Origin of the sequence: Actinoplanes sp. NPDC049668 (assembly GCF_044465445.1) — a bacterium.
In the GTDB taxonomy this organism is placed as follows: Bacteria; Actinomycetota; Actinomycetes; order Mycobacteriales; family Micromonosporaceae; genus Actinoplanes.
Map to the genome: position 1 here is coordinate 529,898 of NZ_JBITLR010000006.1, position 15,748 is coordinate 545,645.

Genomic DNA, 15,748 nt, shown 5'->3' on the forward strand with positions numbered 1-15,748 from the left:
GCATGGACCGGGTGCCCTGCCGACGCTGCTCGGCAGGTTCGATGCCGTTCACGACGCCCGCATCGCGACGGGTGGCTATGACCACGTCATCCTGCTTAAGCCAGATTGCAGCCTGGCCACCACCAATCTGGCGTTCTCGGTCTGGCGGCGCTGTTCGACCAGGTCCTTCCGGGCGGTGCACGCAGCGCCGGAATCATCTCCCCTGACTGGCCGGGCCGGCGGCCGCGTGGGGCTTGTTCGGGCATCGGCGCTCATCTGCTGGACCAGCAGACCGGGGTAAGGCCCGCCGCACTCTGGGCGGGCCCCACACGTCCTACACCGAGACGCCGCGCTACTCCGGCGACACTGGCTCCCGGCCGACCGGCGCGATCGGGCTCGTCGGCGCCTTCCGTCGCCAGGACGGCTGGCCGGCGCGCTCGCGCCGCTGGGCAGGTTGGGCTACATCGCCTGGTTCGGGCAACCGGCTGGGATGCGCCGACGGCCATTCCGCGTACTGAATGACGCCTGGAAGATGTCGTTCGACACCGGACCAACAGCGTGGGCATGGGTCACCAAGGCGCCGCCGCTGGCCCCTACGCCGTGACATCGGTGCTCCTGATCGCCTTGGCGCTGCCGGCGATGGCGGTCGTCGAGCGGAGTGCCATGGCCGCTGCTGGTCTACGCGTTCGGACCCCCACCTTCGCCGATACCGCATGCCTTATCTGCGCATGACACCCACGCCGTCAGAAATCGACCGAGTCAGCCATACAAACGAGAGCGGCCCTGACTTCAGGCTGGACGAAGGCCCGTCGGATTCGGGCCGCCGTGGCGACCGCTGCAATGGGGACCTTGACAAAAGCGTCGTCAGTGGACGTTGCATCCGGGCGCCTTCGCGGCAGCGAATTCCCAGGTCAGGCGATCTTTCGCACCTTCCATCGGGTGCAGCCGGCGGCACCGTGCAGAACGCAAATAGGCCACTATGGACGGCCACCCGCGTCGGGCGAAGATGCTCCATCTCGATTCAGCAACGATGGAGAAGGCCGGCGATAGAAGCATGTCGTTCTACGAATATAGTCGCACTCGACTATTCGATCATGGGGGATACGGGTGTCTGAATCGCGTTTATTTCGAACCGAATGGGCTAATTGGCATCGGCCGTTCGGAGCCGTAGGCGTCCTGGTGCTGGGCACCGCCGCGCTGGCTCTGGCAGTGCCATCTTCGGGGGCTACCGCGGCGCCCGCGGCGGGTCCGGCGCCCAGCGTGGCGCCGGACGAGGGCGCCGCCGCGAAGGCGGCGAAGAAGCACGGCAAGCGTGTGGAGGCGTTGTCGGAGCGTACGGAGTTCAGCCAGACGTTCGCCGAGCCGTCGGGCCGGTTGACGTACGAGGCGGCGGCGGTGCCGCAGCGGGTGCATCGACCGGACGGGTCCTGGGCGGACATCGATGTGAACCTGGCCAAGGGCGAGGGCGGGCTGTTGCGTCCGGCCGCGACCTTGGCGGATGTCCGGTTCTCGGCGGGTGGTTCGGGGCCGTTGGTGACGATGGTCCGCGACGGCAAGAAGCTGACGATGTCGTGGCCGCACGGGTCGTTGCCGGCGCCGTCGGTGTCGGGCGACTCGGCGACGTACCCGGGTGTGTTGCCGGACGTCGACCTGGTGGTGCGGGCGACGCGGACCGGGTTCACGCACGTGTTGGTGGTGAAGACGCCGAAGGCGGCGGCGAACCCCGCGGTGCGTGAGGTGAAGTTTGATCTGGGCGGGGACGCGCAGACGCGGCGGCTGCCTGACGGCTCGCTGCAGGCGGTGGCGGGCGGCACGCTGCTGGCGCTGGCGCAGGCACCGCAGATGTGGGACTCCGCCGTACCGGCGGCCACCAGCGCGAAAGAGCGCAGCGCTCCGGCGGGGCAGGCGGACACACGCAGTAACGCGGTGAAGTCCACGCATGCGGCTCCGGGTGACGCGGCGCGGGTCGCCAAGCTGGGTACGGAGATCGACCGCACGGGCGATCTGGTGCTGCGGCCCGACCCGAGGCTGCTGGGGTCGGCGGCGAAGTTCCCGGTCTTCATCGACCCGGAGTGGTCCACGGCCAAGTCGCGGTGGGCGTACGCCACGAACAACAACACCAACAACACCGACACGTCGGTGGCCCGGGTCGGCGAGGACCCGGACAGCGGCAAGGTCTACCGCTCGTTCTTCGAGTTCCCGACCACGAAGATCAAGGGCAAGCACATCGAGTCGGCGTATGTCCAGATGAAGGTGGACCACACCTGGTCGTGCACGAAGACGCCGACGAGCATGTACCGCAGCGGCGTGATCAGCACGCCGCGTACGGCATGGAGTACCTCGCTCGGGACATACCTGACGTCGGCGTCGTCGAACGCCAACGAGGGAAGCGGTTGCGATGACTCGCCGCAGCCGAACATGACGGTGAACTTCACCGGCGGTGTGGCCGGAGTGCTGGCCGGCGTGGCCCAAAAGGGCAGCACCACCGTGACGTTCGGGTTCAGTGCCCGGGACTCGGACGGCACCTCGGAGGGTGACGAGACCCGGTGGAAGAAGTTCTTCCCGAACGACGCGAAGCTGATCGCCGATGTCGACGCGAAGCCGACCGTGCCGACCCAGTTGCAGGTCAACGGGGTGGCGTGTACGACGGCCGGCATCTCGGTCGGTGTCACCAACCCGTACTTCTCGGCGATGGGGTGGGATGGCGACGCCTCGCAGGCCCTGAAGGCGACGTGGCAGCTCTACCAGGTGGCGGCGAGCGGCGCGCTCACCGCGATCAGCGCGCCGGCAGTGACGTCGGCGCCGGCGAACAAACGCAATACCAGCGCACGCCGGACGGGGCTGGTCACCAACACCCGGTACGCATTCCGTCTGTTCACCACTGATCCAAGCCCGTACAACATCGCCAGCCCGACCACGGGGTATTGCTACTTCACGATCGACACCACTGTGCCACCCGTGACGATCACGCCGTTGAGCCTGCCGGAAGGGCCAGGCGAGCTCGGCAGATTCAAGATCTCGTCGACGGCGACCGACGTCTCCAAGTTCAAGTACGGCTGGACCGAGGCGGTCACCTCCGAGGCCCCCGCCGTCACGGTCACGGGCGTGACCGGTAAAGAGGCCGAGGTGGTGGTGACCGCACCCAAGTACGGCATCACGGTGCTGTACGCGCAGGCGATCGACGCCACCAACAACAAGGGCTATGGCTCGCACGAGTTCACCGTCGGTCGACCCTCGCCGGCCGTCGCCGGTTGGGGGCTGGAGACGTACCCCGTGAACAGCGGATCCGGTCCGCTGGACGACCGGCAGCCCGTACTTAATGGAAACACCCCGCTGACCGAGTCCAATGTGGCGTGGACGAGTGAGTCGCGGGCGATCGGCGGCCAGGCGGCGACCTTCGGCGGGAACTCGCAGGCGACCACGACCGATTCGGTCCTCGACACGACGGAGTCGTTCAGTGTCGCCGCGTGGGTGAGGCTGAGCGCCATGCCGGGTGACCTCGGTGTCGTCACCCAGGACGGTACCCAGACGGTTGGTTTCGGTCTCGGCACCCGGCAGGTGGGATCCCCACTGACGCCACGCTGGTCGTTCGCGATGAAGGACACCGACGCCCAGTCCGCCTTGACCCAGGCCGCCTACTCGGCCACCGCGATCACGTCCGCCGACATCGGCCGCTGGACGCACATCGCCGGCGTGTACGACAAAGAGGCCAAGCAGGTACGCCTGTACGTCAACGGTGTGCTGTCCGCTGAGGCAGCCCGCACGGCGACGCCCTGGGCCTCCGGCAAGCTGGGCGTCGGGCGATACCTGACCGGCGGCCTTCTCGGCAATTGGTTCAAGGGCCAGATCGTCGACGTGCAGGCGTTCGACAGGGTCCTGGTGCCGCACGACTTCAGTGGTCAGATGGCCACCGACGTCGGCTCCGGCGGAGTCGACGAGCCGGGCATCGTCGCGCCGATCCAGGTAGGCAAGTGGGACTTCGAGTCTGCGGTTCCGTGCTATCAGGCCGGCGAGGCGAACATGTGCGAGGCGCCGGACGCCGGCACCGGCTGGAAGCGGCGCCTCGAACTGACCCAGGGTGCATTCACCGGCGGCGGCTACGGCAGCGCGCAGGGCCTGACCCTCGATGACGCGCACTTCGCCGACGACCCCACGGATCCGCACTACGGCGAGGTCACCACGGAGTACGGCATCGTTCAGCGAAACATTGCGCCGGCCGATTCAGCCCCGCAGTGGCAGGCAGGGCCCGTGCTCCGCACCGACCAGCCCTTCACCGTTTCGGCCTGGGTCCAGCCCGCAAAGCTGACCAGCACGATGACCGCCGTGTCACAGAGGGGCAACTACCAGTCGCCGTTCTACCTGCAGACCCGGCAGAGCACCGTCGACGGAATCACCGGGATGCGCTTCGAGGTGATGACGGTCAGCGCGGACGCGACCGACACCGAGACCTATGCGCACCTCATCGCGCCGACCCTGCTCACCGCCGAAGACACCGACGAATGGTTCCAACTGACCTTCGTCTACATCCCATGGAGCCCCACGCAACTGCGGCTCTACGTCAACGGCGAACTGGCGAAAACCGGCTCAGGCACCCTCTGGCAGACCGCCGGGCCCATGGCCGTCGGTCGTGCCTTCTGGTCCGCTGACCCCGGCACCGGCCGGTACACCGACCAGTGGTTCGGCACCATCGACAACGTCCAGATCTACCAGGGCTACATGACCAGCGGCCAGGTGGCGCAGCAGTTCGAGGAACAAGCAGTCTCCTGACCCGTCCGAGAGCCGGGGAGCGCCGTTGCGGTCCCCGGCTCCGCAGGGACGCTGCGCAATACCTACAGGAGTCTTCGGTGGCCCCAATTCATGCTGCCCAATTTCGCGGACACCCACCCTCCGGCGAGGGCACCGAACGGTTGCCCTTCGCCGTAGGCGGCGCCCCGACACCCACCCTTGATGACCTCTACGAGCAGACCGCATGAGCGGCGATAGGAAGAGGATGAATCGCGTAAGACGGCTGATCGCCGCCTCGGCGACAGGCATTCTGGTGGCCTCCACCATGATGGTCCCCGCCGCCCAGGCGAAACCGCCCCGGCCCGGCGGACCCCTGATCGCTCAGGCCGTACGGCTCGGCGACGACGGCAAGGCGATCCGCGGCATCGCCCGCAAGCACAAGGACGTTCCGGACCTGCAGCTTCCGGCGCCGGTCTGGCCGGCCGGGGGAACCCCGGTGACCGCCACGCCGCCCAAGAGCAAGACCGCCCGCGGCGCCGCGGCCGACGCCGCGCCGTCCGCCGTCGTGGTGGATCGCGCAAAGGTGCCGCAGCGCTGGCGAAACGGTGTGGTCGCTCGGGTTTCCGGTGCGGCCGAGCTGACGATGGACTATTCGAAGTTCCAGTACGCGTACGGGGGCGGCTGGTCGTCGCGTCTGCGCATGTGGTCGCTGCCCGAGTGCGCGCTCACCACGCCGGAAAAGGCGCGTTGCGCGGCGACACCGATGCCGTCGACGAACGACAAGGCGAAGAAGACGGTGACTGCCTCGACCGTCGCCGCTACTTCTCTGGTGGCCGTTGCCGCGGCGGCGGCCGGTGACTCCGGTGACTTCGGGGCGACCTCGCTGTCGCCGTCGTCGACCTGGTCGGCCGGCGGTTCCACGGGCGACTTCAACTGGTCGTACCCGATCAAGGTGCCGGTCGGGTTGGGCGGGCCGGAGCCGGAGGTGGGCCTGTCGTACTCCTCGTCGAGCGTGGACGGCCGGTCGTCGGCCACGAACAATCAGCCGTCTTGGATCGGTGAGGGCTTCGACTACTCGCCGGGATTCATCGAGCGCCGTTACGTGCCGTGCTCGGAAGACAAGGCGGGGGACGACAACAACCCGGAGTACACCGGTGACATGTGCTGGCGTTCGCAGAACGCCACCATGTCGCTGGGTGGCAGCAGCACCGAGCTGGTGTACGAGGAGGGCAAGGGCTGGCACGGCCGGACCGAGGACGGCTCGAAGATCGAACGGCTGACCGGCGCTACGAACGGCGACGACAACGGCGAGTACTGGAAGGTCACCTCGACGGACGGCACCCAGTACTTCTTCGGTCAGAACAAGCTGACCGGGCAGAGCGCCGACACCAACTCGGCGTGGACCATGCCGGTCTACAGCAACCATGCGGGTGAGCCGGAGCACGCCACCTCGTTCCACGATTCCCGGGTCACCCAGGCCTGGCGGTGGAACCTGGACTACGCGATCGACGTGCGCGGAAACACCACGTCGTTCTGGTACGACAAGGAGTCCAACCAGTACGCGGCGGAGGCCAAGGAGTCGGAGAACGTCCCCTACGTCCGGGGCGGCACGCTGGCCAGGATCGACTACGGCACGTGGGACCGTGGAAGCGCCGACCGTTCGGTGAAGGCGCTGGCGCAGGTCGTCTTCGAAACCGACGACCGGTGCCTGTCTGACTGCACCGAGCAGGACGGTTCGCACTGGCCGGACACCCCGTGGGACCAGGAGTGCAAGGCTTCGGCGACCGAGTGCGACGACATGACGCCGACGTTCTGGTCGACGAAGCGGCTCAAGAAGATCAGCACCCGGGTCTGGGACTCCATCCCGGCCACTCCGGGGTGGCAGAATGTCGACTCGTTCACGTTCGAGCACTCCTTCCCGTCGCCGGGTGACGGCGAGAAGGGCGGCCTGTGGTTGAAGTCGATCGTTCATGCGGGTCACGTCGGTGGGACGGTGACGTTGCCGCCGGTGACGTTGGAGCCGGTCGCGAAGACGAACCGGGTGCTGACCAAGACGAATACGACGAACAACTGGCAGCGGCTGAGCAACATCTTCACCGAGACCGGGGCGCAGGTCCAGGTCACGTACTCGCTGCCGGAGTGCACGGCGGGCAACCTGCCGTCGTCGCCGCAGAACAACACCAAGCTCTGCTATCCGGTGGTCGGACCTGATCCGTACAACCCGGACGGTCCCGACATCACCGAGTGGTGGCACAAGTACGTCGTCACGCAGGTGTCACAGACCGACACCCAGCTGGAGGGCGGTCATCAGGCGCCGACGGTCAACACCCGCTATTCGTACGAGGGTGACCCGGCCTGGCACTACGCCGACGACGACGGCCTGATGAACCCCAAGCGCAAGACGTGGAACCAGTTCCGCGGCTTCGCCACGGTCACGACCAGGGTCGGTGACACCGAGCAGTCACTGTCCAAGACCACCTACCTGCGGGGTATGCACGGCGACCGGGCCGCCCCGAGCGGCGGTACCCGCACCGTGACGGTCGACGCGTCACTGGGCTCGGAGACCGTCTACGACGAGGACCAGTTCGCCGGCATGCCCCGCGAGACGGTCAACTACAACGGCACCGTGGACAAGCCGGTCAGCAAGACGGTCAGCGTCCCGTGGCGCTCCGACCCCACGGCGTCGCGGACGATCAATGGCGACACGGTCTCCGCACGCTATGTCGCGACTCAGGTGCAGTACTCGGCGACGGCGCTGGGGGTCAACGGTGCCCGGGGCTGGAGCACGACGAGCACGACGACGGCGTTCGACGGGTACGGCATGCCGACGACGGTCCAGGACAACGGGGACGTCTCGAAGACCGGCGATGAGAAGTGCACGACCACGACGTACAACCGCAACACCACGAAGAACCTGCTGGCCACGGTCAAGCAGTTGACGCTCAAGGCGCTGCCCTGCGGGACGGCGGTGACCAGCGCCGAGCAGCTGCTCTCCGACGGCGTCAGCTTCTACGACGGTGCGTCGAGTTCGTCGACGGCGCCGGAGTACGGGTCGTTGACCCGCGCCGACACGATGAAGAACTGGACGGCGTCCGGCGGCACCGAGCGGCAGACCTCCAGCAGTGCGACGTTCGACGAGTTCGGCCGTCAGAAGACGTCGACCGACGCGCGGGGTAACACCGTCACCACTGTGCTGGCGCCCGAGAAGGGGCGGCTGGTCACGCGTACCGACACCAACCAGCTCGGCTGGAACACCACCACGACGTTCAACGCCGCGGGGCGCCCGGTCAAGATCGTGGACCCGAACGGGCGGGTGACCGAGGCCGCGTACGACGGGCTGGGCCGGACCACCCACGTGTGGAACGTCGGCTGGACCCGTTCGGGTCACGAGTCGCTCCCCTCCTCGAAGTACACCTACTACTACGACCCCGCGCGGGTGGCGTACCCGTACCTGAAGACCGAGCTGTTGAACGCGGGTGGCACCACCGACGTCTCGTACGACATCTTCGATGCCCTGCTGCGTCCCCGGCAGAGCCAGAGCGAGGCCGTCGGCGGCGGCCGGGTGGTCTCGGACACGATCTACGACGCGCACGGTCGTGCCGAGATGACGCTCGCGCCGCACGCGGAGCAGGGAGACGCGTCGGGCACGTTGTACTGGACACCGGAGTGGTCGGTGCCGAGTCAGACTCTGAACTACTACGACCGGGCCGACCGGGCCACCGCGGTGGCCTACCGCACCGGCGACGGTGTGACGAACATCGTGGAGCGCTGGCGGACCACCACCAGCTACGAAGGTGACCGCACCACGGTGGTCCCGCCCAAGGGCGGCACCTCCACCACGACGGTGACCGACGCCCTCGGCCGGACCACCGAGGCGTGGCAGTACACGGTGGCAGGCGCTTCCTCCGGGGCGCACCTGACCACGACGTACGGCTACAACGCCAAGGACCAGATGACCTCGGTCAAGGACTCGTCCGGCAACACCTGGAAGATGAAGTACGACCTCCTGGGCCGTCTGATCGAGAGCGATGACCCGGACAAGGGCAAGACCACCTCGACCTACACCCAGTACGACGAGGTCGAGTCGACCACCGACGCGCGTGGCAAGAAGCTCGTCTACACCTACGACTGGATGGGTCGCGCGACCGCGGTCTACGACACCTCCGTGGCCGTCGCCAACAAGCGCGCTTCATGGACGTACGACAAGCTCTACACCACTGTCCCGATGAAGGGAGAGATGACGGAGTCGATCCGGTACGACAACGGCAATGCCTACAAGTGGCAGGCACGCAGTTTCACCCTGCAGTACGACATCGCCGGTGAGCAATACGTGATCCCGCCGTCTGAGACCGGCCTGGCCGGCACCTACATCTACAGTTACGGATACTCCCCCTACACCGGCGCACCGACGAGCCTCAGCTACCCGCCCGCAGGCAACCTCGCCGACGAGCAGGTGAGCACGGCCTACGACAGTGCGAGCGGCCTGCCGAAGAAGCTGAACACAGCCTGGTCGGGCATCGACTCCTACGTCGCCGACCAGGAGTACAGCTCCTACGGCGAGCCCACCCGCACCACCCTGAAGATCACCGGTGGGGTCACCACCCAGCAGACGACGTCCTACGACACCTACACCCGCCGCGTCGACACCGTGAAGGTGAAGCCGGAAACCTCGGCCGGCACCGTCTCGCAGGTCAAATACAACTACGACGACGCCGGCAACATCCTCGGTAAGGCCGACACCCCCGAGATCGGGGCGGCCGACCTGCAGTGCTTCGGCTACGACGCGCTGCGCCGGCTGACCACCGCATGGACCCCGGCGACGGCGGTGGACTGCAAGACCGCCACCCCCAGCGTGGCCGGTCTGGGCGGCCCGGCGCCGTACTGGACCGACTGGACCATCGACACCCTGGGCAACCGCACCAAGCAGGTCGAGCACACCACCACCGGTGACAAGACGACCGACTACGCGGTCCCGACCCCGGGTCCCGGCGTCGTTCGCCCGCACGCGGTCACGGCGACGTCAACGACGCTGCCGGGACAGGGCACACCCACCACGGCGGCGTTCACCTACGACGAGTCCGGAAACACCCTCACCCGCCCGGGACAGACCCTGAACTGGGACAGCGAGGGAAAGCAGGCCACCATCGTGGAGAACGGCGTCACCACGACGTCGAACATCTACGACCCCGACGGAGGCCGGCTCGTCCACCGCGACACGACCGGGAAAACGCTGTACCTGCCGGGCCAGGAAATCAAGGTGCCGACCTCAGGATCGGCCGCTACCACCCGCTTCTACTCCTTCGGCGGAAGGACGGTCGCTACCCGGACGGCGGCGGCCCAGTCACTGAGCTGGCTGTTCGACGACCACCAGGGCACCCAGTCGGTCACGGTCAATGCGTACACCCAGACAGTCGCCCTGCGTCGGCAGAAGCCTTACGGCGAGAACCGCGGCCAGGCCGTGCAATGGCCGACGGTCAAGGGCTTCGTCGGCGGCGACCGCGACGCCAGCGGACTGACCAATATCGGCGCTCGGGTCTACGATCCGGCCCTGGGACGGTTCCTCTCCGTCGATCCGGTTCAGGACCTGATGGATCCGCAGCAGTGGAACGGCTACTCGTACTCCAACAACAGCCCCATTACGCTGTCGGACCCCTCCGGGCTCCGCCCGGACTGCGGCAACGGTAGCGGGATGAGCTCCTGTAACAACGCGGTGCCGGTCGCCCCGAAGGCGAGGAAGAAGGACGGACGGCGGAACGGCTGGGTCGACAACAACACCAAGAACCGGCCCGCGGGCTTCAGCAACCGGCACGGCCGGCACGGTGTCAAGGTCACGACATACGACAACGGCCGCCAGGCGGTCCTCGACATCGTGATGCCCAAGGGCGGCCCCGACCTCAACAAATTGCTGTCCGAGATGGACGAGGCCGCCGCGGTCGACGAGTTCGACTTCTACGGCTGCCAAGTGGAGTGTGCCTGGGAGGCCTACAACTTCGTCTTCCGCGCATGTCAGACCGGCAAGGAAGAATGCTCAGGCGACTTCATGGGCAAGGTCGGGATCTACAACGCCATGGCCCTCTGCCTGGACGTGGCCTGCAGCGACGGCGCCGGCAACTACAAAACCAAGAAGGCGGCCAAGGCCGGCGCCAGGCCGAAGCAACTCAAGCCGAAACTTCCCAAACGCAAAGATGACGACGACAGCTGCTCCACCGGTAACAGCTTCGCCCCCGAAACCCTGGTCCTGCTGGCAGACGGCGGCGTCAAGAAGATCGGGGACATCAAGGTCGGCGACAAGGTACTCGCGACCGACCCGAAAACCGGCCGGACTGAACCCCGTGTGGTCACCGCCGTACACGTCAACGACGACCATGAACTCACCGACCTTACGGTGCGCGCGTCAGCTGGGGATGAGCCACTGATCCGCACAACCCCCGAGCACCCGTTCTGGGACGAAACGACCGATGAATGGGTCGACGCAGGCGCCCTGACAACCAGCAGCAAACTTCGTGCCGAGGACGGGTCCCTGCGATCCGTGCTGGCGGTGCGGTCGTACCCGGGCACCCGCTGGATGTACAACCTCACCGTCCAGGACCTGTCCACGTACTATGTGCTCGCTGGCAAAACTCCGGTACTTGTGCATAACCAAGGGCCATGCGATGTCTGGCATGAGGGCACCTTCGAATCCTCTGAAGCCAGCCTCCAGTATCACTTCGATAAGCATGGCGCGCCGATGAATGTAACGCGCGAACAGTACTTGCAGGATGCGCAGGACTGGGCGGCGCGTTTGAAGCAACCGGGAGGCAAGGCGGGGTTGAACGCGAAAAGAATGCCTTTCGATAACAACCAGTTTGGCGTAAAATACACGGAGCCGAACGGGGGGAAGGGCGGAATCGTCGCGCCAGATGGGCGAATAGTCTCATTCTGGTATTCGGGCGCCCACTAAGGACGGAGGTAGAACATGACACTAAATTTCATGGACGCTTACACCATTTGGCGCTGCCTTCCGTTTCCTCAGAGTGGTTCAAGCCCAGCTCTCACCGCAGCGCACAGTGACCTGGCAGAGGCTGATGAGTACGTTACGACAGTAATCCGATTTGTGGAGCGCGGAATATATATGCCGGCGCCGGTCGACGTGCTTGTCTTGTTGCAAGATGTCTTACGCCAAACCGATCGCCTTGGTGATGACGCCTCGGCTAATGACCGTGAGGTTGCTCGATTGCAGCACGCATATGCAGCCTTATTGGAACTGGTTTATCGAGAGTTTCTTCAGGCTGCCCCTTCGGGCGACTGACGTCATTCGCGTAACATGCTTTATGTGATGCAGGCGTTCCAGTCGGAAGTGCGGAGAGAGTTAGGAGTTGGTGCCGTTCCTGGGATACTCCATCTCTTGCGGTCCGACTGATTCGGTCATGCACTGTAGGAGCGACCTGAGATAATTTGGAAATTCTATGCAGTGCAACGTTGACGTGCGTCGGATCTAAAGGCCCGGCGTAACGCTGCGGGTTTTATGCTTTGGCCACGGCCACCGTTTGATCATCGGCATACCGGTGATGATCAAACGGTGGCTGGCTGTATTCCGGCGCCGCCACGAGATCATGATCTGCGGCCGTGTGGGGGTACGGGGCGCTCGCCCGCCGGCCGTGGCTGCGCGTCTACCAGCTACGGCGGGAGCGATGCTGCGAAGGGCGCGCGCGGACGCCGGCGGAATACACCCTCGTGACCTTGCGGCTCGCCCGGCGCGGGCCGGGCGGGCCCCTGTCAGCTCGACTCAGGCGACGCCGGTCGAGGTCGCGCCGCAGCACGTCGTGTCGCCCCAGTACTGGTAGACGAGGACCTCGATCTTTCGTCCGTCCGGCACGTTCTTCGACCCGGTCTTGCAGCCGTCAGAGGAGTTGGAGTCGGTGACGGTGAACTCGTTCTCCCAGAAATCGCCCGAGGAATTGTACGAGTAGATGACGCCCCGGACGCCTCTGCCGTCGGCGTCCATGTCGCAGACCTTGAGGCTGTCACCGTCGTGGTACCAGACGGCCTGACCCCGGGCGGTTCCGCCGTCGTACGTCCAGGCCATCGCGTTTGCGCCGGCCATCGCCGGCGAGGCGGCAACCGTGACCGACGTGACCACGGCGAGCGCGGATGCGGCGAGCAAGGACGTGATTCGACGCAACATAAAGAGTGTCCTTTCTAGGTAACTGCCCAACACACTGAAATTGGGATCCCGGTAACGGCGCGACGGACGTCCTCGACATCGGCCAGGCGCTCAACGGCCGGCTCAGCCCTTCGGGCGGCGGAGTTGGACGCCGCCACCTGCGCAGGCGTCGGCCGTTCAGCGTGAGGTGCTCCGGGCCGGTGGGAGCCGCCACGGCAATGCGCGGCGGCTCCGCACGCCGATCCCCGGAGTCAGCCGCAGTGGTCGTCGATGACGCCACCGACACCGTCGATGTGGCCGTTCGCCCACACGCACTTGTTGCGGCCGTCAACCTTCACCGGCCCGGCGTACCAGCTGTAGTTCCCGTAGTCCTGGTGAGTCCGGTACGGGGCCTCGGCCTGATGGATCGCCACCTGCATCTGCACCCGGCCCGGGAGGACGTCGCCGTTCTTCACCATGACGGCGCAGTTGTCACCCGAAGCGCTGTCCCAGTAGAAGGTCAGCCAGCCAAGGGTCTTCCCGCCACGCGTGATGGTGTCGCTGTCCACCGCAACCCCGGCGCAGCCGTACGCGCCCGCGCTCGCCGGAGCGACGTCGACCACCACCGTGGCGACAGCCGCAGCGGCCGCCATTCCTAACGCCGTAGCAATGCGTTTGGTGTTCAACTGCCTACCTCTTCCGATCGATATACGTGCTGCGGAAAGCGCACGCTTCGGACAAACAGCGGATCACCTGTGTTTGTACGGCTCCGGATGGTTGTCCGAAAGCAGGTCGGAGGGGCGATCAATCAATTCCGGACAACGTGCCGCCGCCGGCGGCACTCGCGACTCAAGGCCGGGCGGCGGGGTTTCGGCTCGCCGTGACGACGAGTAGCGACGCGGTCAGCAGGCCCAGGCCGAGGGCGCACAGCAGGCGCGCGCCGGAGGTGTGCGTCAAGGTGGCGCCCGGAAGGAACGGGATCAGGGCGATCAACGGCAGCGCGACTCCCACGGCGACAGCCCAGAACAGGACCGGGCGCCCCTGCCGCGGCGGCGGGTCTCCGTGCCACTGACGCAGCAACCGGCGCCGGCCGATGACGACGGCGACGGCCGCCAGCGTGACGGCACCCAGCACGTGCATGATGTTCTCGCTCGTGGGAACGGCGAACTCGATCCGGTCGAGGAGCAGGTGGCTGGCGGCGCCGAGGAGCGCCGAGCAGACCGTGATCGGCCAGCGGTGCCGGGCCGCGCCCAGCGCGCCGTAGTCGCGCAGGGCGAGCGGGCCGGCGGCCGGAAGGTGGCTTGCGAGGACCGGCGCGGCGCGCCGGATCAGCCAGGTCAGCACGAGGGTGAGCGGCAGGCACCAGGCGATGAGGCCAGCCGGCTGATGGGAGAGCGGCCACACCGGCAGGCCGCTGCCGTCCAGCGCGTACGCCAGGTCGGGCGCCATCGAGCCGACCGCGAGCGCGACGCCGTCGAACCACCGGGGTCGCCACAGCTTGAGCGGCAGCACGGCGGCCGGGTGGGACGGGAAGGTCAACGGCATCCCGACAACCTAGGGCCGTGGCTCAACCCTGGGCGCGATAGAAGTCGATCTTTCCCCGTAGATGGGCGCGCTGCGACTGCAGCATGGCGATCTGATCCCGTACGGAATCATCGTGCTGTTCCAGCAGAGCGATGCGCTCGGCGATCGTGCCGTCGTCGCGGCACAGGTCGGCGTAGCGGCGCATCTGCTGGATCGGCATTCCGGTCTCCCGCAGGCAGCGCAGGATCTCCAGCCAGCCGAGGTCGTCGTCGCTGTACTCCCGGCGGCCGGTGGGGGTGCGGTCGACGTCGTCGAGGAGCCCGATTCGTTCGTAGTAGCGCAGGGTGTCCAGGCTGAGGCCGGTCCGCTGGGCGACCTCGCCGGGCGTGTATCGGGACATGAAACCGATTCTGTCAGCGCTTGACCTGGAGCGCGCTCCAGGTACCAGGCTCAGGCGACATGACGGAGATCGTGCTCGGAGCAATGCTTTTCGGTACCCGGATCGGCGAGGCGGAGTCGTTCGCGCTGCTCGACCGCTTCGTGGAGCGGGGCGGGCGGTGGATCGACACCGCGAACAACTATGCGTTCTGGGAGCATCCGTCCGGGCTGGGCGGGCAGAGCGAGCGGACGGTCGGCCGGTGGCTGGCGCAGCGCTCGGGGGTGCGGGACCGGGTCCTGATCAGCACCAAGGTGGGTGGGCAGCCCACCGATCCGGCGCGGGGGCTGGACTCGGCGGAGGGCCTGTCGGCCGCGGTGGTACGCGCGGCGATGGAGGCGAGCCTGGGCCGGCTCGGCGTCGACTATGTGGACATGTACTGGGCGCATGTCGAGGATCGCGGCGTGCCGCTGGCCGAGACCGTCGGCGTCTTCGGGGAGCTGGTGGCCGACGGTCGGGCCCGCCGGATCGGCGCGTCGAACACTCCCGCGTGGCGGGTGGAGCGTGCCCGCGGGCTCGCCGGCGGGCAGGGCGTGGCCGGGTGGACGGCCTTGCAGCTGCGGCATTCGTACCTGCAGCCGCGTCCGGGTGCGCCGCTGGAGTCGTGGTCGCACCGGCAGGTCTTTCCGGAGACGCTGGACTACGTGCGCAGCGAGCCGGATTTGGCGCTTTGGGCGTACACCACGCTGTTGAACGGGGGTTACGGCCGGGCGGACCGGCCGCTGGAGCGGGCCTACGAGCACCCGGGGACGGTGAGCCGGTCGGCCGCGGTGGCCGAGGTGTCGCGGGAGCTCGGGGCCACCCGCAACCAGGTGGTGCTGGCCTGGCTGCTCGGCGGGGATCCGGCGGTCCTGCCGATCGTCGGCGCGAGCACCGTCGAGCGGCTCGACGAGGTTATGGACTCGCTTGATCTCAAGCTGGATGCGGAGTCGCGGGCCCGCCTGGATGCCGCCTGGTGACGG

At 67.0% G+C, this 15,748-nt stretch carries 8 protein-coding genes; 4 read left to right on the forward strand and 4 right to left on the reverse strand.

Annotated elements, in window-relative coordinates:
- Positions 1-1,158 precede the first annotated feature (1,158 nt).
- The 3 genes from ACIBSW_RS27000 to ACIBSW_RS27010 all read left to right on the forward strand — a co-directional run bounded on the left by ACIBSW_RS27000 (position 1,159) and on the right by ACIBSW_RS27010 (position 11,992).
- The gene (locus ACIBSW_RS27000) at positions 1,159-4,746 is read left to right on the forward strand and encodes a LamG domain-containing protein (RefSeq protein ID WP_354719813.1); all 3,588 of its coding nucleotides are present in this window, start codon (positions 1,159-1,161) and stop codon (positions 4,744-4,746) included.
- Between the two features lie 223 nt (positions 4,747-4,969).
- On the forward strand, positions 4,970-11,644 hold the full coding sequence (locus ACIBSW_RS27005; protein ID WP_354719815.1) for a polymorphic toxin-type HINT domain-containing protein: 6,675 nt from the start codon (positions 4,970-4,972) through the stop codon (positions 11,642-11,644).
- A gap of 30 nt (positions 11,645-11,674) precedes the next feature.
- Positions 11,675-11,992, forward strand: coding sequence for a hypothetical protein (locus ACIBSW_RS27010; protein ID WP_354719817.1), 318 nt, complete (start codon positions 11,675-11,677; stop codon positions 11,990-11,992).
- Between the two features lie 477 nt (positions 11,993-12,469).
- On the opposite strand, the gene ACIBSW_RS27015 is transcribed toward ACIBSW_RS27010, so the two are convergent.
- The 4 genes from ACIBSW_RS27015 to ACIBSW_RS27030 all read right to left on the reverse strand — a co-directional run bounded on the left by ACIBSW_RS27015 (position 12,470) and on the right by ACIBSW_RS27030 (position 14,750).
- Positions 12,470-12,847 carry a hypothetical protein gene (locus ACIBSW_RS27015; RefSeq protein WP_354719819.1) on the reverse strand — a complete coding sequence of 126 codons (378 nt, stop codon included), beginning with the start codon at positions 12,845-12,847 and terminating at the stop codon, positions 12,470-12,472.
- Between the two features lie 251 nt (positions 12,848-13,098).
- Positions 13,099-13,512, reverse strand: coding sequence for a hypothetical protein (locus ACIBSW_RS27020; RefSeq protein ID WP_354719821.1), 414 nt, complete (start codon positions 13,510-13,512; stop codon positions 13,099-13,101).
- Between the two features lie 163 nt (positions 13,513-13,675).
- Positions 13,676-14,371, reverse strand: coding sequence for a DUF4184 family protein (locus ACIBSW_RS27025; protein ID WP_354719823.1), 696 nt, complete (start codon positions 14,369-14,371; stop codon positions 13,676-13,678).
- Between the two features lie 22 nt (positions 14,372-14,393).
- Complete coding sequence (locus ACIBSW_RS27030; protein ID WP_354719825.1) at positions 14,394-14,750, reverse strand: MerR family transcriptional regulator; 357 nt, start codon at positions 14,748-14,750, stop codon at positions 14,394-14,396.
- Between the two features lie 59 nt (positions 14,751-14,809).
- On the opposite strand from ACIBSW_RS27030, the gene ACIBSW_RS27035 reads away from it, so the two are divergent.
- Positions 14,810-15,745, forward strand: coding sequence for an aldo/keto reductase (locus tag ACIBSW_RS27035; protein ID WP_354719827.1), 936 nt, complete (start codon positions 14,810-14,812; stop codon positions 15,743-15,745).
- Positions 15,746-15,748 lie beyond the last annotated feature (3 nt).